The 25,133-nt window shown below is 69.2% G+C and carries 4 protein-coding genes; 3 read left to right on the top strand and 1 reads right to left on the bottom strand.

From position 1 onward, the window contains the following. The first annotated feature begins 447 nt into the window (after positions 1-447). Positions 448-22,602 (top strand): non-ribosomal peptide synthase/polyketide synthase, encoded by a 22,155-nt coding sequence (locus ACTDXD_RS24590; protein ID WP_440124786.1) that lies wholly within the window; start codon positions 448-450, stop codon positions 22,600-22,602. Positions 22,603-22,619: 17 nt separating this feature from the next. On the opposite strand, the gene ACTDXD_RS24585 is transcribed toward ACTDXD_RS24590, so the two are convergent. Next, on the bottom strand, positions 22,620-23,345 hold the full coding sequence (locus tag ACTDXD_RS24585) for a TetR/AcrR family transcriptional regulator (RefSeq protein ID WP_440124785.1): 726 nt from the start codon (positions 23,343-23,345) through the stop codon (positions 22,620-22,622). A gap of 99 nt (positions 23,346-23,444) precedes the next feature. Between ACTDXD_RS24585 and ACTDXD_RS24580 the strand changes: the two genes are divergently transcribed. Both ACTDXD_RS24580 and ACTDXD_RS24575 read left to right on the top strand, forming a co-directional pair. Then, positions 23,445-23,822, top strand: a complete 378-nt coding sequence (locus tag ACTDXD_RS24580; RefSeq protein WP_440127779.1) for a VOC family protein — start codon at positions 23,445-23,447, stop codon at positions 23,820-23,822. Positions 23,823-24,051: 229 nt separating this feature from the next. Continuing rightward, entirely contained in the window at positions 24,052-25,014 is a 963-nt protein-coding gene (locus ACTDXD_RS24575; RefSeq protein WP_440124784.1) for a quinone oxidoreductase family protein, read from the top strand. Positions 25,015-25,133 lie beyond the last annotated feature (119 nt).

Genomic DNA, 25,133 nt, shown 5'->3' with positions numbered 1-25,133 from the left:
GTGTGAGAGTGGTGCGTCAGGCGGGAACAATCGTCGGGTACCGCAAATCGTGGGACAGGTGTGATCCGAGTTTCGAGAATAGGCACCGAGAGCGGGTTTCGTGCGGTTTCCGAATTTGCCGTCGCAAATCGGGCATTTCGCAATCGAATATCGAACGGTGATCGAATCGCGATGAAAAAGTAATGATTCTCGCGGACAAATGGTGCGCGGCCGGTGACCGGTTCGATCCGAATTACCGATCGGTATCGCCACCGGTATCGCCTTCGCTCCCCGTCTCCTTTCTGCGGCGCGAAACCGCACCGGGACGCAACGGATGTGGTCTAGCTTGGGGAGTGCTTCCGATCACTCGGAAGCGAACGCACGACCGGAAAAATGGGGCACCTATGGAGCCACCATGACGCGATGTCGGGGCGCGCCGGTTTCGGCCACATCGCTTCTCGGAGGGGAATGTCGTTGCGATCTCATGAGTCGGCGCTGCCCGAAGGCGCCTTCCCGCTGTCGTCCGCTCAACGATCGATCTGGTTCGCGCAGCAACTCGCACCGCACGTGCCGATCTGCATCGCGCAGTACATCGATCTGCGCGGCGACCTCGACATCGACCTGCTGTGCCGGGTCTCGTACCTGGCAGGCGGCGAGTTCCAATCCGCCTATCTGCGGATCCTCGAAGTCGACGGCGAGCCCTACCAGGTCGTCGACAGCTCCATCGCCTCCGAAACCATCCCGCAGGTCGACCTGCGCGGTGAAACCGACCCGCTGCGCGCCGCCCGCGACTGGATGGACGCGGACTACGCCCGACCGGTCGATCTGACCACCGACCTGCTGGTGAACATGGCGATCCTGCAGGTCGCCGACGACCGGTACTTCTGGTACACCCGCATCCACCATGTCGCGCTCGACGGCTACGCCGCGATGACCATGATCAACCGGGCGGCCGCGCTGTACACCGCGGCGCGCGAGCAGCGGGAACCCGATTCCGCGCGCGCCGCGGACCTGCGCACCCTCTACGACTGGGACCGCGACTATCACGGCTCGGCCCGCTACCTCTCCGACCGCGACTACTGGCTCGAACGGGTCGCCGGACTCGAAGCCGGATCCACCCTCGCGCACCGCGACGCCCCGACAGCTGCCCAGAGCCTGCTCACCGGCACCGCACTGCCCGACGATCTGGTGCGGGCCCTGACCGCGAGCGACGAGACCGCCGGCTCGTCGTCCACCGCGACGGTCATCGCAGCCTTCTCGACCTATCTGGCGCGCATGACAGGCCACGACGACGTGGTGATCAATCTGCCCGTCTCGGCCCGCACCACCGCGATCGTGCGGCGCAGCGGCGGCATGCTCGTCAACACGGCGCCCATGCACATCGGGCTCGCCGCCGACGACACCCGCCACGATCTGGTGCAACGGGTGCAGTTGGAGCTCACCGGGGCGTTGCGGCACCAGCGTTTCAGCCTCGAGGACATCCGCAGGGAAAGCGGTGCCGCGGGCGACCCGACCCGCTACGCCGGGCCGATGGTCAACGTCATGCTCTTCCGTCAGCAGATCACCCTCGGGGACATCCGCGGGGAATTCCACATCATGACCTCCGGCCCCGTCGAGGACCTGCTGGTCAACATCTATCAGAGCGGAACTCCCGCGAAGACGTTCATCGATTTCCGCGGCAACCCGCACCGCTACGATCCCGACGAACTCGCGGAACACCACGCCGCGTTCGTCGCGTTGCTCGGCGAGTTCCTGCGCGCCCCAGGAGACACCCCGCTCGACCGGATCGACCCCGCCACCGCCGAGATCGGCCGTCGCCGCAGGCACGCAGTGGCGACCGAGGCGTTCTGGCGCCACACCCTCGCCGGGGCACCCGAACAGCTCCGGCTGCCGCACAGCACCGTCGACGAGGGCACACCCGTCGAGACCGCGAACCCCGGTGTGCCCGCCGAGCCGATCGGCGTTGTCGACACGGTCCTCGCCCTGCCCCCCGCAGCGCTCGCGGTCGTGCGCGAGGTCGCCGACGGCACGCACCCGTCCGGCCTCGCCGACACCTGGTACCCGGTGTTGCACGCTGCCACCGCGATCGTCGAGGCCCGCCTGACCGCCGAGGAATACACCGTCGTCGGGTGGCCCGCTAGCGCCGTGGTGTTGCCGTTGTGCGCTCGCATCGACGGCAGCGAATCGTTCACCGACCTGCTCGCGCGGTTGGTCACGCTCGACACCGAGGCCGCAGCGCACGCCGATGTCACGGCCGAGGTGCTGGCCTCGTGTGGCCCCGCTCCGGTCCCGCCGGTGGTTCTGACGGTCACCGGGACCGAGGCACGCCCCGCGACCGGGCCGGCAGCGGACGCCGCGCTGGCACTGCACATGACGGTGACCGCCGACGCTCTGCACGTGCACGGCACCTACCGGCCGGACGAGATCGACTCGCAGACGGCAACGGACTTCGTGGTGCGGGTCGGCCGCGTCCTGACTGCCGCCTGCGCAGATCCGGCCTGCCCGGTCGGAGATCTGCCCGTGGTCGCGCCCGACGAGCCGGCCGGGTTGTTGCCCGCCCGCGGCCGCCCCGCGATGTCTCCGCAACTGTGGCCCGAACTGCTCTCGGCGGTCGCCGCGATCGTCCCCGACAGCCCCGCCCTCGTGTGCGGCGACCGCGCCGTGACCTACGCCGAACTCGACCTGTGGTCCAATCGGCTCGCCCGCATCCTCATCGGCGCGGGTGCCGGACCGGACCGCATCATCGCGTTGGGTATCGCCCGCTCCATCGAATCGGTGGCTGCGCTGTGGGCGGTCGCGAAGGCCGGTGCGGCGTTCGTGCCGATCGACCCGGCGTACCCCACCGACCGCATCGACTACATGCTCACCGACTCCGGTGCCGTACTGGGCCTGACCGTCGGCGCGCACCGGCCGCAGCTGCCCGACCACGTGCCCTGGCTCGAACTCGACGATCCCGCTCTGCGGACCCGGATCGAGCACACCTCGGGGGTCCCCGTCACCGACGCCGACCGTCCCTGCGATCTGCATTTCGATCATGCCGCGTACCTGATCTACACCTCCGGCTCCACCGGCCGCCCCAAAGGGGTGCTCGTCCCGCACCGCGGCCTGGCGAACCTGTCCGCCACGTTGCACACTCGCCTCGCCCCGCCGCCCACCGCCCGGGTCTCACATTTCTCGTCCCCGAGCTTCGACGCCTCGATCTTCGAATACATGACGGCGTTCGGGGTCGGCGCCACCCTCGTGGTCGTCCCCGCCACCGTGTACGGCGGTGACGAACTGACCGATCTGCTCAATCGGGAACGCGTCACCCACATGTTCTCGACCCCCGCAGCGTTGGCGTCACTCGACCCGGCCCGACTGCAGGCCGGGGCGATCACCGTCGCCGGCGAGGCCTGCCCCCCGGAACTCGCCGCACGATGGGCACCGGGCCGGCGCATGTTCAACGCCTACGGACCCACCGAGACCACCATCGTCGTCAACATCACCGACCCGCTCGTCGCGGGCGAGACCGTCACGCTCGGGGCGCCGGTGTGTGGGGTCACCGAAGTGGTCCTCGACCCCCGGCTGCATCCGGTGCCGCGCGGGGTCGCGGGCGAGCTGTATGTCGGCGGGCCCGGTGTCACCCGCGGCTATTTCGACCGGCCCGCTCTGACCGCGGCCCGCTTCGTCGCCGACCCGTACGGCCCACCCGGATCGCGCACCTACCGCACCGGCGATGTGGTCCGCTGGCATCACCACGGCACCATCGAATACCTCGGCCGCTCCGACTTCCAGGTCAAGATCCGCGGCTTCCGCATCGAACTCGGTGAGATCGACGCCGCCCTGACCGACCATCCCACCGTCGCGTTCGCCGTCACCCTCGGCCGCACCGCACCGTCCGGCGATCCGATGCTCGTCGCCTACCTCCTGCCCGAGACCGGACATGTCGTCGACACCGACACCGTGGCCGAGCACCTGCGGCGGCGGCTGCCTGCGCATATGGTGCCCGCCGCGCTCGTGGTGCTCGACCACATCCCGCTGACCCCGGTGGGCAAACTCGACCGCCGGGCCCTGCCCGAGCCGGTGTTCGCCACCACCGTCGCGACGGGCGACGCAGCGGGCTCGCCCACCGAAACCGCGGTGTCGCAGATCCTGACCGACCAACTCGGTCTCGACGGGATCGGGTTCGACGACAGTTTCTTCGACCTCGGCGGTAACTCCCTGATCGCCACCCGTGTGGTGGCGCGCCTGAACGACGCATTCGGCACCGAGGTGGGGGTGCGCACCCTCTTCGAGGCTCCGACCGTGCGGGCGCTCGCCGCGCACCTCGACGCGAGCGGCGTTACCGCGGAACGTCTCACCCGGATTCCGCTGACCGCACGCCCCCGGCCCGGGCAGGTACCGGTGTCGGCGGCCCAGCGGCGACTGTGGTTCGTCAATCAGCTCGATCCCGCCTCCGCTGCCTACAACATTCCCATCGCCATCACGTTGACCGGCCGGCTGGACGTCGCCGCGCTCACCGCCGCGGTGCACGATCTGCTCGAGCGGCACGAGGCACTGCGGACCTTGTTCCCCGCGACCGCCGACGGCCCGATCCAGCAGATCCTCTCGGCGGCGCAGATCGACCTCGATCCGAACCCGACCACCGTCGACCCGACCGACCTCGAGCGATCGGTCGCCGAGGTCGTCACCGCCGGATTCGACGTCACCGTCGATCCACCGGTGCGGCTGCGGCTGCTGCGGGTGCACGACGAGCATCATGTCGTCGCGGTGGTCGTGCACCACATCGCCGCGGACGGTGCGTCCCTGGCGCCGCTGGCCCGCGACCTGATGACCGCCTATCTCGCGCGCCGGGACGAGCGGAACCCGCAGTGGGACGCGTTGCCGGTGCAGTACGCCGATTACACCCTGTGGTTCGACGAGATCCTCGGCACCGTCGACGACGCCGCATCCCGCGCCGCGCAGCAACTCGACTTCTGGCGCACCCGGCTCGCGGGTGCCCCGGAGATCGGCGCGTTGCCCACCGATCGGCCGCGGCCCCCGACCCAGTCGTTCCGCGGCGCCACCGTCGACTTCGACATCGATCCTGCCCTGTACCGCAGGATCAGCGCGGTCGCGCACGCGCACGGCGCCACCGAGTTCATGGTGATGCACGCCGCGGTGAGCCTGCTGATCGCGCGGGTGTCCGGCAGCGACGACGTCCTCATCGGCACTCCCGTCTCGGGTCGCGGTGAACCCGAACTCGACAACCTGGTGGGCATGTTCGTCAACACCGTCGTGCTGCGTACCGCGGTGCCACCGGCGATGCCGTTCGGCGCCTATCTGCGGGCGGTCCGCGACGGTGATCTCGAAGCATTCGCACATGCCGATCTGCCGTTCGATGCGCTCGTCGATCTGCTCGCCGGGCACCGGTCGGCGGCGCATTCCCCGCTGTTCCAGGTGATGCTCGCCTTCCAGAACAACGACACCGCCCACCTGGAACTGCCGGACCTGACGGTCGACATCACCGAAATCGACACCGCCACCACCAAGTTCGATCTGCATCTGACGGTCACGGAGATCCCGGGCCTCGACGGCGGCATCGACTCGCTGCACGGCGCCCTGTCGTACGCCACCGATCTGTTCGACGCGGAGACCGCCGCCGGATTCATCGACCGCCTCGTGCGGCTGATCACCGCCGCGGTGACCGACCCCGGCCGCGCCGTCGGTGATCTCGACCTGCTGTGCGCCGGTGAACGCAGCCGGGTGCTCGACGAATGGAACGCCACCACTGTGGCGCTGCCCGACGCCACCCTCCTCGACCCGTTCGCCGCGCAGGTTGCTGCCACGCCGGACGCGGTCGCCGTGGTCGCCGGGGATCGCGCTCTGCGCTACGCAGAGTTCGATGCCGTCACCACCCGTCTCGCCCGCCTCCTGCTGCGCCGCGGCGCCGGACCCGGCCGGATCGTCGGCCTGGCCGTGTCCCGGTCGCTCGAACTGCTCGTCGGCATGTATGCGATCGTCAAGACCGGCGCCGCGTACCTGCCGGTCGACCCCGAACACCCCGCCGAACGCACCGGCTATGTGCTCACCAGCGCCCGCCCCGCGCTGATCCTGACCGCCACCGCCGACGCCGATTGCCTGGCCGGCTCCGATGTGGAGGTCCTGCACCTCGACACGCTCGACCTCCACGGCGAATCGGATGCGCCGCTGACCGAGACCGACCGCCGCGCCCCGGTCGGTGACGATTTGGCCTACGTCATCTACACCTCCGGCTCCACGGGCCGCCCCAAGGGCGTCGCGGTGACCCACCGCGCCATCGTCAACCGGTTGCGCTGGATGCAGCACACCTATCCGCTGACCGGCGCCGACAGCGTGCTGCAGAAGACCCCCGCGACATTCGACGTGTCGGTGTGGGAGTTCTTCTGGCCCCTGCATACCGGGGCACGGCTTGTGCTTGCTGCACCCGGTGGGCACCGTGATCCCCACTACCTGCTCGATCTCATCGACGCGCAACAGATCACGGTCGCGCATTTCGTGCCGTCCATGCTCGCGGTGTTCACCGCGGCCGCCGAAACCCGGCCGGCGGCGGGCAGTTCCCTGCGGCATCTGTTCGCCTCGGGTGAGGCGCTGCCTCCGGAAACCGCTGCCGCGACCCGCCGCGCCTTCCCCCGGATCGGATTGCACAACCTGTACGGACCCACCGAAGCGGCCGTCGATGTCACTGCCTGGGCCACCAGTGACGACGACACCGGCACCGTGCCGCTCGGTGGCCCGGTGTGGAACACCCGCGCCTATGTCCTCGATGCTCGGTTGCATCCGGTGCCCGTCGGGGCGGTCGGCGAACTGTATCTTGCCGGGGTGCAACTCGCCCGGGGCTATCTCGGCCGCGGCGCACTGACCGCCGACCGGTTCGTCGCCGACCCGCACGGACAGCCGGGGGAGCGGATGTACCGCACCGGCGACCTCGCCACCCGCCGCCCCGACGGCGCCCTGCTGTACCTGGGGCGCACCGACTTCCAGGTCAAGATCCGGGGCCTGCGTATCGAGCTCGGCGAAATCGAACATGCCCTGCGCAGCCGGCCGGACGTTGCGCAGGCCGCGGTGCTCGTCCATCACCTCGCCGACGATGTGCTCACCGGGTACGTGGTGCCGCACCCCGGCCGCAGCGTCGACACCGTCGCGGTCACCGCCGCACTCGCCCGGCAACTCCCCGAATACATGGTGCCCGCCACGCTGATCGTGCTCGATCGGTTCCCGGTGGGTGTCAACGGCAAACTCGACCGTGATGCGCTCCCGGCGCCCGACCCGACCGCACCCGACCGCCCGTACAGTCCGCCGCGCACCCCTGTCGAGCAACTCGTCGCCGATACCTTCGCCGAATTGCTCGACGTACCCCGGGTGGGGTTGCACGACAGCTTCCTCGACCTCGGCGGCGGCTCCCTGCTCGCGATGCGGCTCGCCGCGCGGCTGTCCGTCGCACTCGGCGTCGACCTCGGCATCCGCGACCTGTTCGACAATCCGACCGTTGCGGGGGTGCTCGACCATGTGCACCACGCCTCCGCCCCCGCGCCCGCCGCCGCGCGCCCGCCGCTCGCCGCCGGGCCACGCCCGGCTCCGCTGCCGCTGTCCCCGGCGCAGCAACGGATGTGGTTCATCAACCAGTTCGACACGACGTCTCCGGCCTACAACATCGCCGTCGCGCTGCGTCTGACCGGACACCTCGAGCTGGACGTCCTGCGGGCCGCGGTCGCCGACGTCGTTGCCCGCCACGAATCGCTGCGTACCCGCTACCCGTTCGTCGACACCGCTCCCGTGCAGGTGATCGTCCCGGCCGCGGCGGCGTCGCTCGCGGACTTCACCGTCACCGCGATCGACGCCGACACCGTCGACGCGCACATCGAGAAGATCGCGGCGACCGGATTCGACGTCGCGACCGAAATCCCCGCCCGTATCCGGTTGCTTGCGCTCTCCGAGAGCGAGCACGTGCTCGTGATGGTGCTGCATCACATCACCGGTGACGGGTTCTCCCTCGGCCCGCTGGCCCGTGACGTCATCACCGCGTATACGGCGCGCACGGCCGGGCACGATCCCGGCTGGGCGCCGCTGCCGATCCAGTACGCCGACTACACGCTGTGGCAGCGGACTGTGCTCGGCGACGAGACCGATCCGGATTCGCTCGCCGCGCGACAACTGCGGTTCTGGCGTGAGCAGCTCGACGGGGTCCCGGAACTGCTCGAACTGCCGCTCGATCGTGCCCGCCCGGTGCAGCAGAGCCGCCGTGGTGGCCGGGTGCCGTTCACCCTCGATGCCGCGGCCCACCGCCGGTTGGTGGCGTTGGCGCGCAGGCACGACACGTCGGTGTTCATGGTGGTGCACGCGGCGCTGGCGGTGCTGCTCGCTCGGTTGTCGTCGACCTCCGACATCGCGATCGGCACCCCGGTCGCGGGTCGCGGGCACCGCCACCTCGACGATCTGATCGGCATGTTCGTCAACACCGTCGTGTTGCGCACCCGGGTCGACGACACCGAACCGTTCGCGGCGTTGCTGCAGCGGGTCCGCGACGACGACCTCGCGGCGTTCGATCACGCCGACATTCCGTTCGAGCGTCTCGTGGAGGTTCTCGATCCGCCCCGGTCGACGGCATATTCACCGCTGTTCCAGGTGATGCTCGAGTTCCAGGACACCGAACGCCCCGAGGTGGTGTTGCCCGATCTGACCGTCGCAGTTCTCGATCTCGCGGCGCCGTTGTCGCTGTTCGATCTGCAGTTGTCGGTCGCCGAAACCGTCGACGACCGGGGGCCTGCCGGGATCTCGGCGTATTTCACCTACGCCACGGATCTGTTCGACACCGACACCGTGCGCTCCTTCGCCGACCGGTTCATTCGCATCATCGATGCGGTCAGCGCCGGACCTGCCGCGGTATCGGACTCGAGTGCGGCCGCGGCGGGGGCGCGGATTCCGGTCGGTGACATCGGCATCGTCAGCGAGGCCGAACTGGCCATCCTCGCTCCGGCCCGCGGCCGTCCTCCGGTCTCGCCGCAGCAGTGGCCGGAGATGCTCACCGCGATCGCCGCGATCATGCCCGAGTCGGTGGCGTTGTCGTTCCGGGGCCGTCAGGTGACCTATCGGGACCTCGACGAGTGGTCCACCCGCGTCGCCCGCCTACTCATCGACAGTGGCGTTGGTCCAGAAAATGTTGTAGCACTGGGTATTTCACGTTCCATCGAGTCGGTGGCGGCGGTGTGGGCGGTCACCAAGACCGGCGCGGCGTTCGTGCCCGTCGACCCCACCTACCCACCCGAACGCATCACCTACATGCTCACCGACTGCGCCGCCGCCCTCGGGTTGACCACCATCGAGCACCGCGACCGGCTCCCCGACACGGTGCCGTGGCTCGTCCTCGACGATCCGGCCGTGCGCGAGCGTCTCGCCGCGGCGTCCACCGACCCGATCGCCGACACCGACCGCACCACACCGCTGCGGTTCGACCATCCCGCCTACCTGATCTACACCTCCGGCTCCACCGGCCGCCCCAAAGGCGTCGTCGTCACCCACCGCGGCCTGACCAACCTCAATGCCGAGGTCCGCGAACACTTCACGATCACCCACCACGCCCGCGTCTCGCATCTGGCGTCCCCGAGCTTCGACGCCTCGATCTTCGAGTACACCAAGGCGTTCTGCGCAGGCGCCACCCTGGTGATCGTGCCTCCCGACGTGTACGGCGGCGACGAACTCGCCCGGCTGCTCCGCGACGAACAGGTCACCCACGCCTTCATCACCCCCACCGCCCTGGCATCGCTCGACCCGCACGACCTCGACACCCTGCGCGTCCTCGTCGTCGCCGGGGAGGCCTGCCCACCGGAACTCGTCGCCCGCTGGGCACCCGGCCGGCAGATGTTCAACGGCTACGGCCCGTCCGAGGCCACCATCGAAACCAGCGTCAGCCCCGCCCTGCATCCCGAGGAGGTCGTCACCGTCGGCGGCCCCGCCGTCGGTTTCCACCAGGTCGTCCTCGACGACCGACTACGACCCGTGCCCGTCGGGGTCGCCGGCGAACTGTACATCGCCGGGCCCGGTGTGGCCCGCGGCTACCACCGGCGCCCCGACCTGACCGCGGCCCGCTTCCTCGCCGACCCCTACGGCCGCAGTGGGGAACGGATGTACCGCACCGGCGACGTGGTGCGCTGGCGCACCGACCACACCGTCGAATACCTCGGGCGATCCGACTTCCAGGTCAAGGTCCGCGGCTTCCGCATCGAACTCGGCGAGATCGACGCCGCGCTCACCGGCCACGACCACGTCGCGTTCGCGCACACCACCGGACACACCGCACCCTCCGGCGACACCGTCCTGATCGCCTACGTGCTCCCCGACGCCGGCACCGACATCGACCCCGCCGCGGTCCGCGCGCACGTCGCCGCACGCCTGCCCTCCCACATGGTGCCCGCGACCGTGGTGGTCCTCGACGAGATCCCCCTGACCCCCGTCGGGAAGCTCGACCACCGGGCACTGCCCGTCCCGGATCTGACCGCCACCGGCGGTCACTACCATCCGCCGGCCACCGACCTCGAACACGTTCTCGCCGGCATCCTCGCTGACGTCCTCGGCCACGAGCGGGTATCGGTGGACGACAACTTCTTCGACATCGGCGGCAACTCGCTGATTGCCACCCGCGTCGTCGCCCGCGTGAACACCGCCCTGGGCACCGACGCCGGGGTGCGGGTCCTGTTCGAAGCCCCCACCGTGCGCGCCCTCGCCGCGCGGGTCCTCGACGATCACGGCGGGCACGGACACACCCCGCTGGTACCGGCGGTGCGCCCCGAGCGGTTGCCGCTCGCCCCCGCCCAGCAGCGGATGTGGTTCGTCAACCAATTCGACACCACCTCCGCCGCCTACAACATTCCCCTCGCGATCCGCCTCACCGGCCGCCTCGACACGGCGGCCCTCGACGCCGCCGTAGCGGATCTGCTGGACCGGCACGAAACATTGCGCACCTGGTATCCCGGCGACGAGAACGGGCCTCGGCAGCTGATCGCGACCACCGAGAAGGTGCTGATCGCGCTGCGCCCGGAGCCCATCTCGGAGGCCGATCTGCCCGGCCGGATCGCCGAGTTGATCGGTGCCGGTTTCGATGTGGCGGCCGCGGTGCCGGTCCGCGCCGCCCTGCTTGCAGTGTCCGACACCGAGCACGTGCTGGTCGTGGTGGTGCACCACATTGCCGCGGACGGTGCGTCGATGGCGCCGCTGGCCCGCGACCTGATGGCCGCCTATCTGGCCCGCAGCCGTCACACCGCCCCGGAACTGTCGCCCCTGGCCGTGCAGTACGTCGATTACGCCCTGTGGCAACAGAAGCTGCTCGGCGACCCCTCCGACCCCGACTCGATCGCCGCGACCCAACTCGATTTCTGGCGCACCGCCCTGGCCGGTCTGCCGGAGGTGCTGCCGCTGCCCACCGATCGGCCCCGGCCACCGCAGCAGTCGTTCCGCGGCGCCGTGCACCACTTCGAGGTCGATCGCCCCGTGCACGACGCACTGATCGATCTCGCCGCTGCTCACAACGCCACGGTGTTCATGACCGTCCACGCCGCGCTGGCGGTGCTGCTCGCACGGTTGTCGGGTACCGACGACATCGCGATCGGCAGCCCGGTCGCAGGACGTGGACATCGTGCGCTCGACGACCTGGTCGGGATGTTCGTCAACACCGTGGTGCTGCGCACCCCCATCACCGGGGGACTGTCGTTCAGTGATCACCTGCATCGCACTCGCGAGATCGACCTGGCGGCGTTCGGGCACACCGAACTGCCCTTCGAGAAACTGGTCGATGCGCTCGACCCGACTCGCCACACGGATCATTCCCCGCTGTTCCAGGTGGTACTCGAGTTCGGCAACGTCGAGCGCGCTCATCTCGAGCTGCCGGAGCTGACCGTCGAGGCTCTCGACGCCGATCTGAATGTCGCGAAGTTCGATGTCCAGCTCAACGTGCAGGAGGTCCCCGGCGGCGGTCTGAGCTGCGCACTGACCTACGCCACCGATCTGTTCGACGCAGCGACCGCCGAGGCGATCGTCGACAGGTTCGTGCGGGTGCTCACCGCCGTCACCGGCGATCCGGACCTTGCTGTCGGTGATCTCGATCTGCTCACCGAACCGGAACACGACGCGCTCACCGCGGCGAGTCGCGCAAGCGGGACCGCGGCGAACGGCGACACGTTGCTCGATCTGTTCCGCCGCGGCGCCGCCGTGGACCCCGACGCTGTCGCCGTGACCGCCGACGACGGGCATCTGACGTATCGGCAACTCGAAGACCGTGTCCACCGACTTGCCCGGCTGCTGCTCGATCACGGCGCGGGCGCGGACACCCTCGTCGCGGTCGCGCTGCCTCGCACCTGCGAACTCGTCGTCGCGTTGCTCGCGATCCTCGAGGCCGGTGCCGGGTACCTGCCGATCGACGTGGCGTATCCGCCGGAGCGTCTCGCGTTCATGTTCGCCGATGCGCGTCCGGTGTGTGTCCTCACCACCGCCGAGCACGCCGCGTTCATGCCCGAGACCGCCCCGGAGATGCTGTTGCTCGACGAGCAGGCAGTCTTCGACCGGCTCTCGGCGCTTCCTACCGCGGCCCTGACCGAGGCAGAGCGGGGTGCGGTCCATCCGGATCAGACGGCGTACGTGATCTACACCTCCGGCTCGACCGGCCGCCCCAAGGGGGTGGTGGTGCCGCACCGCACCGTGGTGACCCTGATGACCGACACCCACCCCCAGTTCGGTTTCGACCAGCACGACGTGTGGACGCTGTTCCACTCCTATGCCTTCGACTTCTCGGTGTGGGAACTGTGGGGTGCGCTCGCGCACGGCGGTCGTCTCGTCGTCGTCGACTACCACACCGCCCGCACCCCCGACGAATTCCTCGCATTGGTGCGGCGCGAACAGGTCACCGTCCTGAACCAGACGCCGACGGCATTCCAGCAACTCGTCGAGGCCGACCGGGCGGCCGGGGGTCCACCGCTGCCGTTGCGCTGGATCATCTTCGGTGGTGAAGCCCTCGACCTGGCGCAGCTCGACCGCTGGTATCGCAGGCACGACGACACGTCGCCCACTTTGGTGAATATGTACGGCATCACCGAAACCACCGTGCACGTCACCGCGTTGCCGTTGGGTCGCGCGGTGGCCGCGGAGGCCAATGGCAGCCTCATCGGTGCACCGCTTCCGTCACTGCAGTTGCACATCCTCGACACCCGGCTGCATCCCGTGCCTGCAGGCACCACCGGTGAACTGTATGTGGCGGGGGGACAATTGACTCGCGGCTATCTGCATCGTCCCGATCTGACCGCCACCCGTTTCGTCGCCGACCCGCACGGTGGTCCGGGTGCGCGGCTCTATCGCACCGGGGACCTGGCCCGGCGCACCCGCGGCGGCGACATCGAATATGTCGGACGCAGCGACTTCCAGGTCCAGATGCGTGGTTTCCGCATCGAACTCGGCGAAGTCGAAGCCGCGCTGTTGCGTACGGCCGGTGTCGCCCGTGCTGTCGTGGTCGTGCACCACGACGAGCGCACCGCCACCGACCGCCTCGTCGGGTATCTCGTGCCGGAAACCGGGGTGGATCTCGAGGTCGACGCCGTGCTGGCGCAGGTCGCCACCGATCTCGCCGCCTACATGGTGCCCGCCGCCCTCGTCGTGCTCGACACCCTGCCGGTGGGGGCCACCGGCAAACTCGATCGCCGGGCGTTGCCCGCCCCGGATTTCGCGGCGCGGTCCGCCGTGACCCGCGCCCCGGCCGGGGACCGCGAGGTGCGACTCGTCGAATTGTTCGCGCAGGTGCTGGGTCTCGACACGGTCGGGGTCGACGACTCGTTCTTCGCCTTGGGCGGCGACTCGATCATGTCGATTCAGTTGGTGTCGCGCGCGAAGGCCGCCGGGTTGGAGCTGTCGCCGCGGGAGGTGTTCGAGCACAAGACCCCCGCGGCGCTCGCCGCGGTCGCCGCGGTCGCCGCCGCGCCGACCGTGTTGTCGGAACTGCCCGGCGGCGGTGTCGGTGAGGTGCCGCTGCCCCCGATCGTGCACTGGATGCTCGAGCGGGGCGGCAGCTACGACCGGTACACGCAGGCGGTGCTGCTGCGACTGCCGACCGGCCTGAACAGATCTGCGCTGACCGCCTTGATCCAGGCACTGCTCGATCGGCACGATATACTCCGCGGTCGCCTGTATCCGAGTGCCGAGGCGTCGCGCGGTGTCGCGTTGCATGTCGACCCGCCCGGCACGGTGCACGCCGAGACCGTGATCTATCGGGTGCCGGTCACCAGTGCCGCGGACACCGCCGAGTTCTTCGCTCTCGCGTCGCACGAACTCGACGCGGCCGCCGACCGGCTCGATCCGTCGGCCGGGGTGCTGATACAGGCGGTGTGGTTCGATTCGGCCACGGGCGCCGGCCGGTTACTGCTGGTGATTCATCATCTCGCGGTCGACGGGGTGTCGTGGCGCATCCTGGTGCCCGATCTCGCGGCGGCGTGGGCGGCCGGCCTCGATCCGGACTCGCCTACGGCGGCGCTGCCACCGGTCGCGGGGACATCGGTGCGTCGGTGGGCGCACGCTCTTGCCGAGTCGGCGCATGATCCGGGGCGCCGCTCCGAACTCGAGTTCTGGCGCCGCACCGTCGATGTCGTCGAACCTCCGGTGGGGGATCGGCCGTTCGATCCGGCGGTGGATGTCAACGACACGGTCTCGACGGTGGAATCGGTGCTGCCCACCTCGGTGACCGAGGCGCTGCTCACGACGGTGCCCGAGCGGTTCCACGGTTCGGTCGAGCACGGGTTGCTCGCCGCTTTCGCGCTTGCGGTCACGGCGTGGCGCCGCGACCGTGGGCAACACCGCAACGAGGTGCTCCTCAATGTGGAAGGGCACGGCAGGGAGACGTCCGCCGCGGACGGCGCCGATCTGGGTGGCACCGTCGGCTGGTTCACCACCCTCCACCCGTTGCGGCTGGACCTGGCCGGACTCGACGTCGACGACGCATTTGCCGGGGGGCCCGCTGCGGGGCGCGCCATCAAGACCGTCAAAGAACATCTCGCCGCGGTGCCGGATCACGGTGTCGGCTTCGGTCTGTTGCGGTATCTCGCCGCGGACACCGCCGCCGAGTTGGCGACGCTGGCCACTCCGCAACTGAGTTTCAACTATCTCGGCCGTCCCACCGTCGGGACCGACACCGCCGCCGATGTGCCGTGGTTGCCGATCGGGGCGTTCGGGCGTGGCGGCACGCAGAGCCCCGACATGCCGGCCGCCGCGGTGATCGATCTCAATGCGGTGACGGTCGACGGATCCGACGGGCCGGTGCTGCGCACGTTCTGGTCGTTCCCGGAAGGGCTGCTCGAGGACACCGAGGTCACCGCCCTCGCCGCGCGGTTCACCGCCGCGGCGACGGCGCTGGCGCGGCATGCGCGAAGCCCGCACGCCGGAGGTCTGACGCCGTCGGATCTGCCGCTGGTGCGGCTCGATCAGGCGACCCTCGAACAGCTCGAGGATCGGTACGGTCCGCTCGAGACGGTCTGGCCGACCGCACCGCTGCAGACCGGTTTGCTGTTCCACGCATTGCTGGCGGGGGACCGCCCCGACGCGTATGTCGTCCAGCTCGTGCTCGAGGTCACCGGCCGACTCGATGCGGCGCGGCTGCGGCGCGCGTTTCAGTTGCTGCTGGTGCGGCACCCGAATCTGCGGGTCGCGTTCACCGGTGACGGCGCGGACGGATACGTGCAGGTCGTGCCGACGCACACCGACGTGCCGTTCACGGTGGCCGACACCAGCGACGACCCGGATCCGGACGCTGCCGCCATCCGGTTGCTCGATCTGGACCGCACCACCCGATTCGACACCACCGCCGCGCCGCTGCTCCGGGTCACGGTCGTGCACATCGGACCGGACCGGCACCGTGTCGCCCTGACCAACCATCATCTGCTGCTCGACGGCTGGTCCACACCGGTTCTGATCCGGGAACTGCTCGTGCTGTATGCCACCGACAGTGATACCACGCTTCTCGAGCGGCCCCACAGTTTCGGGACGTATCTGGCGTGGCTTGCCGACCGGGACCAGGACGCGTCGGTGCAGGCCTACCGTCGCGCGCTGGCCGGGGTCGACGAGCCGACGCTGCTCGCTCCGCAGCACCGTACTGCCGCGGGCAGCGGGGTCTCCGCAGACCTCGATGTCGAGGTGGGTGCGGATCTGTCGGCCCGGATCGACGCGGCAGCTGCCGCGCGTGGGGTCACCGTCAACACTGTGGTGCAGGTCGCGTGGGGGTTGGTGCTCGGTGCCCTCACCGGTCACAGCGATGTGGTGTTCGGGGCGACTGTCTCCGGGCGTCCGCCGCAGGTGGCGGGGATCGAGACGATGGTGGGGTTGTTCATCAACACCGTCCCCGTCCGTGTCACCGTGCACCCCGGCGATACTGTCGCGACGCTCGTCGATCGGGTGCAGGCCGAACAGGCGGCGCTGCTCGATCATCATCATGTGGATCTGAACACCCTCGATCGGCATGTCGGTGCCGCCGTCGGGTTCGACACGTTGACCGTGTTCGAGTCCTATCCGGTCGATGCGGCCGGGATGAGCGCCGATACCGATATCGCCGGAATGCGCGTCACCGGGATCACCGGCCGCGACTCTGCCCACTATCCGCTGAGCATCGTTGCGCACACCGACACCGCCATGCATCTGCGGATGAAATATCTGCCCGAGGTGTTCGATCCCAGTGAGGTGGCGGTCGTCGCCGACCGCATCGTGGCGGCGTTGACCACGTTGGTGGGGGACCCTGGCGCGCGGCTCGCGCAGTGCACGGTGCTCACCGCCGCCGAACAGGAGGTGCTGACCCCGGTGCGTGGCCCGGCCGGGGGGTCGACGCTGACGTTGCCGGAGTTGTTCGCCGCCACCGCGGCCGCGCATCCCGATGCGATCGCGGTGACCGACGGTGCTGTCGCGGTGACCTACCGGGATCTCGACGATCGCTCGAATCTATTGGCGCGCAATCTGATCGATGTAGGAGCTGGGCCGGATACGGCCGTTGCGCTGGGCATCGCCCGCTCTGTCGAGTCGGTGCTCGCGATATGGGCGATCGCCAAGACGGGGGCAGCGTTCGTGCCGGTCGACCCCCGTTATCCGGCCGAGCGCGTCGCGTTCATGCTCGCCGATTGCGGTGCGACCGTCGGGGTCACGACCGCGGCACATCGCGGCGGGTTGCCGGACACGGTGCAGTGGTTCGATCTGCACAGCTTCGATCTGCGCAATCCCGACACCGGGACCGGCGCACCGATCACCGACACCGCCCGGACGAGACCGTTGCATCTCGACCACGCCGCCTACCTCATCTACACCTCCGGCTCCACCGGCCGCCCCAAAGGTGTGGTGACCACACACCGCAGCCTGCACAATTTCGCACTCGACCAGCGGGAGCGTTTCGGGGCGGGACCGGGCTCGAACGTCATGCACTTCTCGTCCCCGAGTTTCGACGCATCGATCTTCGAGTACCTGCTGGCCTTCGGATCCGGTGCCACACTCGTGGTGGTTCCGCCGGAGTTGTACGGGGGCACCGAACTCGGGCAGTTCCTCGCCGAGCACGCTGTCACCCACGGGTTCATCACCCCCGCCGCGCTCGCGTCACTCGATCCGGCCGATTTGACCGCGTTCGTCGACCTCGCCGTCGGCGGCGAAGCCTGGCCGGCGGACCTGCTCGCCGCCTGGGCGCCGGGTCGTCGCCTCGTCGACGCCTACGGGCCCACCGAAACCACGATCATGGCCGCGATCAGCGACCCGCTGCGCCGCGACAGCGTCCTGACACTCGGACCGCCCCTGCGCGGAGTGCACGCCGTGATCCTCGACGACCTGCTGCGTCCCGTCCCGGTTGGGGCGTCCGGTGAGTTGTATCTCGCAGGCACCGGCCTGGCGCGGGGCTATCATGCTCGCCCGGATCTGACGGCGGACCGGTTCGTCGCCGACCCGTACGGGCAGGCGGGGGAGCGGATGTACCGCACAGGTGATGTGGTGCGGTGGGTCGGCGACCCGGCCGGCCGGCTCGAGATCGAATACGTCGGCCGTGCCGACTTCCAGGTCAAGATCCGTGGGTTCCGCGTCGAACTCGGCGAGATCGACGCCGCCCTGGCCTCCCATCCCGACGTCGGGTTCGCCGTGACCGTCGCGCACACCGCCCCGTCGGGGGAAACGGTGCTGGTCGCGCACTGCCACCCGGCCACCCCCGGAACGCTGGACCGAGACACCATCAAAAACCATGTCGCACAACATCTTCCTGCACACATGGTGCCCGCCTTCATCACCGTGCTCGACGAGATCCCGCTGACGCCCGTCGGGAAACTCGACCGCAGCGCCCTCCCCGCACCGGACCTGACCCGCACCGGCACCGCCCACCAGCCACCCGCCGACGGACTCGAAACCGTCCTCGCCGAACACCTGCGCGAACTGCTCGGACTCGACACCCTGTCGGCAACCGACAGTTTCTTCGACATCGGCGGCAACTCGCTGATCGCAACACGCGCCGTCACCCGCATCGGGGAGCATCTCGGCCGCGACATCCCCGTACGCGCCCTGTTCGAACACCCCACCGTGCAGGAACTTGCGGCACACCTGCACTCCGTCGACAGCACCGCCGACCACCCCCGGACGCGCACCGGCCCCACTGCCGCGCCCCGCCCCGCCCGTATCCCGCTGTCCCCGGCCCAGCAGCGCCTCTGGTTCGTCAACCAGTTCGACACCGCCTCCGCCGCGTACAACATCCCCCTCGCCATCCGACTCAGCGGACACCTGTCCCGCGCCGCGCTCGGCACCGCCCTGCACGACGTGGTGGCCCGGCACGAAGCACTGCGCACCGTGTACCCCGCCACCGCGGACGGGCCACACCAGCGCATCCTCGCCGCCGACGACGTGCCACTGACACTCGACGTGGTACCTGCCGACGCCGACACAGCGCTGGCCGCGGTCGCCGAGTTCGCCTCGGCCGGCTTCGATGTCACCGTCGATGTGCCACTGCGCGCGCGGGTCTTCGCGCTCGGACGCGACGAGCACATCGCGGTGCTCGTGGTGCACCACATCGCCGCCGACGGCTCGTCGCTGGCACCCCTGGCCCGCGACCTGATGGTGGCCTACCAGGGCCGCACCCGCGGCGACGCGCCCGCCTGGACGCCGCTGCCCGTCCACTACGCCGACTACGCCCTGTGGCAACACGACCGGCTCGGCGACCCGGCCGACCCCGACTCCCTCGCCGAAGCCCAGACCCGGTTCTGGCGCGAGACCCTCGCCGCACTGCCGGAGGTGCTGCCGCTACCCACCGACAGGCCCCGGCCGCCGCAACAGTCGTTCCGCGGCGATGTGGTCCGCTTCCCCATCGACGTGGCGCTGCATCAGCGGCTCACCCAGCTGGCCGCGGCGCACGGCACCACCGTGTTCATGACAATGCACGCCGCCCTCGCCGTGCTGCTCGCGCGTCTGTCGAACACAGAAGACATCGCCGTCGGCAGCCCGGTCGCCGGGCGCGGACACCGCGACCTCGACGACGTCGTCGGCATGTTCGTCAATACCGTGGTGCTGCGCACCCCGGTACCTGCGGCAGCGACATTCACCGAACTGCTCGCCGACGTCACCGACCGTGACCTTGCGGCTTTCGCGCACACCGACATCCCGTTCGAGACCGTGGTCGAGACCGCCGACCCGATCCGTTCGACCGCGCATTCACCGCTGTTCCAGGTGTCCCTCGAATTCCAGAACACCGGACGCGTGGCGTTCGAGTTGCCGCACCTGACAGTGCAGGGCATGACCCTCGACCCGACCGTGTGCAACTTCGATCTCGAATTGCTGGTCGCCGACGCCGGTGGGGCACTCGATACCGGCGTCACCGAGGGCGGTCTCGACGCTGCGTTCGTGTACGCCACCGACTTGTTCGACGCCGACACCGTCGCCGGGTTCGCGGCACGGCTGACCCGGCTGCTCGACGCGGTCACCACCGATCCGCAGGTCCCGGTCGGCGACATCGACCTGCTCACCGCGCGCGAACATGACGCTCTGGTGCCCGCGTGGGGGCCTGCCGGTATCGGCGCCCGCGTATGGCCGGATCTGCTCGACGAGGCCGTCGCCGTCGATCCCACCGCGGTCGCAGTGGTCGACGGAGACCGCACCATCTCCTACCGCGAACTCGACCGGGCCTCGACCGCGCTGGCGCGGCTGCTCCTCGACCGAGGTGCCGGCCCCGACACCGTGGTGGCGCTCGCGTTGCCCCGGTCGATCGATTCGGTGGCCGCGGTGTGGGCGACCACCCGCAGCGGCGCGATGTTCGTGCCCGTCGACCCCACCTATCCGCCCGAACGAATCGAGTTCATGCTCACCGACAGTGCGGCAACCGTCGGGGTCACCGACAGCGCGCACCGCGATACGCTCCCGGACACCGTGGACTGGCTCGTCCTCGACTCCGACGAGATCCGCGCGGATCTGACCGGCCGCGACACCACCGCGATCACCGACGGCGATCGTCCGGTGCCGTTGCGCCCCGACCACGGCGCCTACCTGATCTACACCTCCGGATCCACCGGCCGCCCCAAGGGCGTGACGGTCACCCACCGCGGTCTCGCCGACCTCGCCGCCGAGGAACACGACCATCTGCTCGTCGAACCCGGCAGCCGCGTCTCGCACTTGGCGTCCCCGAGTTTCGACGCGTCGATCTTCGAGATGATGATGGCGCTGTCCGCGGGAGCGAGCCTGGTGATCGTGCCTCCCGGCGTGTACGGCGGCGATGACCTCGCCGCGGCGCTGCGCGCCCACCGCGTCGACCACGCCTTCATCACCCCGACCGCTCTCGCCTCCCTCGATCCGGCGCAGGTCCCCGATCTGCAGGTGCTGCTCGTCGCCGGTGAGGCGTGCCCACCGGAACTCGTCGACCGCTGGGCCGGCGGACACCGCATGATCGACGCCTACGGCCCCACCGAAGCGACCATCATGACCTCGCTGACCGCGCCGCTGCGCGCGGGGCACCCGGTAACCATCGGCAGTCCGTCGCGTGGATTCCGCTCGCTGGTGCTCGATGCGCGGATGCGTCCCGTCCCGGTGGGGGTGGCCGGCGAACTGTATGTGGCCGGGCCGGGTCTGGCGCGTGGTTATCACGGCAGGCCGGAGCTGACGGCGTCCCGGTTCGTTGCCGATCCGTACGGGTCGGCGGGGGAGCGGATGTATCGCACCGGTGATGTGGTGCGGTGGGTCGGTGAGCCGGAGGGTCGGCTCGAGCTCGAGTATGTGGGGCGTTCGGATTTCCAGGTCAAGATCCGTGGGTTCCGGGTCGAGCTCGGCGAGATCGACACCGCGCTGACCGGCCACGACCAGGTGGTGTTCGCGCATACCCTCGGCCACACCGCCCCATCGGGGGAGACGGTGCTCGTCTCGTACGTGCGTGCGGTGGAGGGCACCGTGCCCGACCCGGCGGTGTTGCGTCGGCATGTGGCCGCACACCTGCCCGGGCACATGGTGCCGACGGTGATCCTCGTACTCGACACGATCCCGCTGACGCCCGCCGGGAAACTGGATCGCCGGGCGCTGCCTGCGCCGGACTTCACGGCCCGGGCTGCGACGGGCCGGGCTCCCGACACCGACCTCGAACGTCTCGTCGCGGAGGTGTTCGCCACCCATCTGGGTCTGACGGCAGTCGCCGCCGACGACAACTTCTTCGAGCTCGGTGGCACGTCGCTGCTCGCGACCCGTCTCGTCCCGGATCTGTCGCAGCGCCTGAATCGGCGGATCGGGTTGCCCGCGTTGTTCACTCATCCGACGGTCGCCGACCTGGCCCAGCATCTCGGCGGTGACGCCGACAGCGGCACCGTCGACGACGCGCTACGGGTGCTGGTGCCGCTGCGGGAGGGGAGCACACCAGCGTTGTTCTGCGTGCACCCTGCCGCGGGTCTGGCCTGGGGATACGCCGGTCTGACCCAGCATCTCGACGGGGAACGCGCCGTGTACGGGTTGCAGTTGCCCACCTTGAGCGGTTCCGGCACCGTCGACAGCGTCCGGTCGTTGGCCGTGCGCTACGCCGAGGAGATCCGACGGGTGCAGCCGCATGGCCCGTACCACCTGCTGGGGTGGTCGCTCGGCGGGATCGTCGCGCACGCCGTCGCTGTCGAACTGCAACGTGACGGGGAGGTGGTCGACACCCTTGCGTTGCTGGATGCGCATCTCAACGTGCCGGGCGGGGCGGCGCCCGGGGTCAAGGATATGCTCCGCGATCTCGGGGTGTCGGTCAACGGCGGCCCCGAACTCGGTTACGAGGAGGCACTCGCGGTTCTCGAACGGTCCTTCGGGGAACTGTCGGGCCTGACCGCACAGCACCTCGAACGGTTGCACACCGGATCGGCGGCCGCGGCCCGCGCAGCGCGCCGGCATTCGCCGGTGACCTTCCACGGCGATGTGTTGTTCTTCACCGCCACCCGCTCGGCGGGGTCGGTGCCCGCTGTCGCGGCGTGGCACGACATCGTCGACGGTGAGATCCACCAGTTCCGCATCGAGTGTGAGCATCACGAGATGGTGGCGCCGCCGGCCGCGCAGGACATCGCCGCAGTGCTTACCGCGCGGTTCGAGGACAGTGATGCGAGTCTTCGTCGGGGGCAGGACCGTTGGGGGATCGGTTCGGGACTGTCGCGTTGAGTGCGAAGGTGTGGAGGCTAGGCCCGGTCGATGAGGGACTGTACGGCATCGAGGACGCGGTCGAGCCCGAACTTCCATGCACTCTGCGGGCTGTAGGAGGTGTTCAGTGCCGCCCCGGCAGCGCCGCCCACCCGCCGGGCGAGCGGGAATTCGTCGCCGATATATCCGGCGAGGCGCCGGTGCCACGCGGACCACACCTCGGCCATGTCGGCGGCCCGGGGGTCGGGGCGGCGTGCCTGCGCCGACGCCCGGGTGAAGTCTGCGACGAAGGTCAGCGCGGCGTCGCGGTCGAGGTCCGTCAGCCCGGTGTGATCGAAAGCGTGCAGGTCGTGGTCGTAGGCCGCGATGGTGCCCGGTCCCAGCGAGGCCCGTTGATCGTTGACATCGAGCAGCCACCAGTGCGCGGTATACAGCGCGAGGTCCGCCTCGGCGACCTGCCGGACCCGGGCACGCCAGTCTTCGCTCGGATAGGAAGCGCGGGGTCGGCCGGCGCGCGCGGCGTCGACCATGAGCACCAGCAGGTCGTCGCGGGACCCGACGTGGGTATAGAGAGCCATCCCGGAGACGCCGAGGTCGGCGGCGAGTCGGCGCACCGTCACAGCGTCGAGCCCTTCGGAGTCGGAGAGGTCGATGGCGGTCGACACTGCTTGTGCGGTCGTAATTTTCGCTTGCGGACCGCGGGTGCCGCCGCGCGGTGCGTCGGGGTGATCGCGCCACAGCAGATCGATCAGATCGCGGGCCATCGGGTCTCTCCTGAGCTCGGGGTGCACATTTCCCGATAACTCTATACACTGAATAAAGTATACACCGCATAAGGTTTCGCGAGTCCCCTGGAGGTCACCATCAACATCACCGGAACAGCCCTGTCGCTCAACGTCGCCGACACCGCCGCCTCCGCCGACTTCGCGAAGCGGCACTTCGGATTCACCGAAGCGATGGCCGACGAAGGATTCGTTTCCCTGCAACACCCCGGCGCGGGACTGAACATCGTCTTCCTACGCACCGGCCTGGCCAGTTTCAAACCCGCGTCCATCGCGGGGCCCGCCGGCCGAGGAATGTTGATCGCTTTCGTCGTCGACGACCTCGATGCCGAATATGCCCGCATCGTCGGCGAGGGCGCCTCGGTGATCACTGCGCCGGAAACCGAACCCTGGGGCGAGCGCTACTGCCAGTTCGCCGACCCCAACGGCATCGTGTGGCAACTCGTGCAGTGGGTCTGACTCCGCTACTCGGCCAATTGGGGCGAAAAGTCGCGCTAAGGCTTCGCCTTGGTCGGGCCGCGCCACAGTGGGCCGCGTGACCGAGTCATCGACACCGTCCCGGTAGTTTCTTCTCGCACTACGATTTGAATATGGTGGGTGCGTCGGCAGGTAGCGTGGCACCTACGGCCCGTGATGGTCAGTAAGGGTGACGTCCTGGTCGAGGTGTCGGAATGCTGGGGAGGTCAGCATGCGAGCGGTTCGGCTCGGATCCTTCGGGGGACCGGATGTATTAGTTTACGAAACAATCGACGACCCCGTTCCCGGTGTCGGTGAAGTTCTGGTTCGGGTCGCTGCGGCGGGAGTGAACTTCGCCGACGTTGTCATTCGCTCAGGTGCTGCACCGATGGCCCTAGCGTTGCCGTTCATTCCTGGGTTCGAAGTGGCAGGCACGGTTGAGGCGGTCGGACCGAACGTTGATTCACACCGGGTCGGCCAACGCGTTGTTGGTAGCACCGTGGGTGGTGGATATGCTGAGTTCGTTGTCCTTCCAGCTGCCTCGGCGTTGTCGATTCCGGCAGCGCTGTCGGATGACGATGCTGCTGCTGTGTTAGCGCAGGGATCGGCAGCAATCGGAATTACCGCCGCAGCGGCCCTTCGCAGCGGGGAAACCGCTCTGATTCATGCTGCCGCGGGCGGAGTCGGCAGCCTGCTGGTGCAATTGGCGAAACATTCGGGCGCGACGGTGATCGGAGCGGTCGGCGGCAAGCACAAAATGGCTGTAGCCGAAAAAATCGGTGCCGACATCGTGGTCGATTACAGCCGATCCGACTGGGCCGAGCAAGTCCGCGCTGCTGTCGGTGGCACTGTCGACGTCGTCTTGGACACCGTTGGTGGCCGCGTGACCGGCCAAGCGCTGTCGCTGGTCACGCCCGTAACCGGACGAATCCTGTTGTGCGGCAACAGTGGGGGCGCTTCGAGCATCGACGCAACCCAGGTAATGTTCGGCAACGCCACCGTTACCGGATATGCGAGCGCCACTGTGCCTCCGCCTCACCGTCGCTCGTATGCAGACAAGGCGCTCGCCCTCGCCTCGGCAGGCATGCTGCGGCCGTTGATCGGCTCGGTGCGGCCGCTCAGCACCGCCGCCAAGGCCCACCAAGCTCTTGAGAATCGCGAAACAACCGGGAAAACGCTACTCAAGCCCAGCTGATACTTGCTTGACCTGCCTTATTGCGGCAGAGCACGAGACACAACCAGATGGTTCCTGATCGGGTCAGGTGAGGTTCGTCCGCGCTCTTCGCAAACGCGGGATGGAGACGATGCTTCACT

It is taken from the genome of Rhodococcus sp. SJ-3, from assembly GCF_051918125.1.
Taxonomy (GTDB): Bacteria; Actinomycetota; Actinomycetes; order Mycobacteriales; family Mycobacteriaceae; genus Rhodococcus.
The sequence above is the reverse complement of the archived record's forward strand: the minus strand, read 5'-3'. Positions and strand labels throughout refer to the sequence as shown.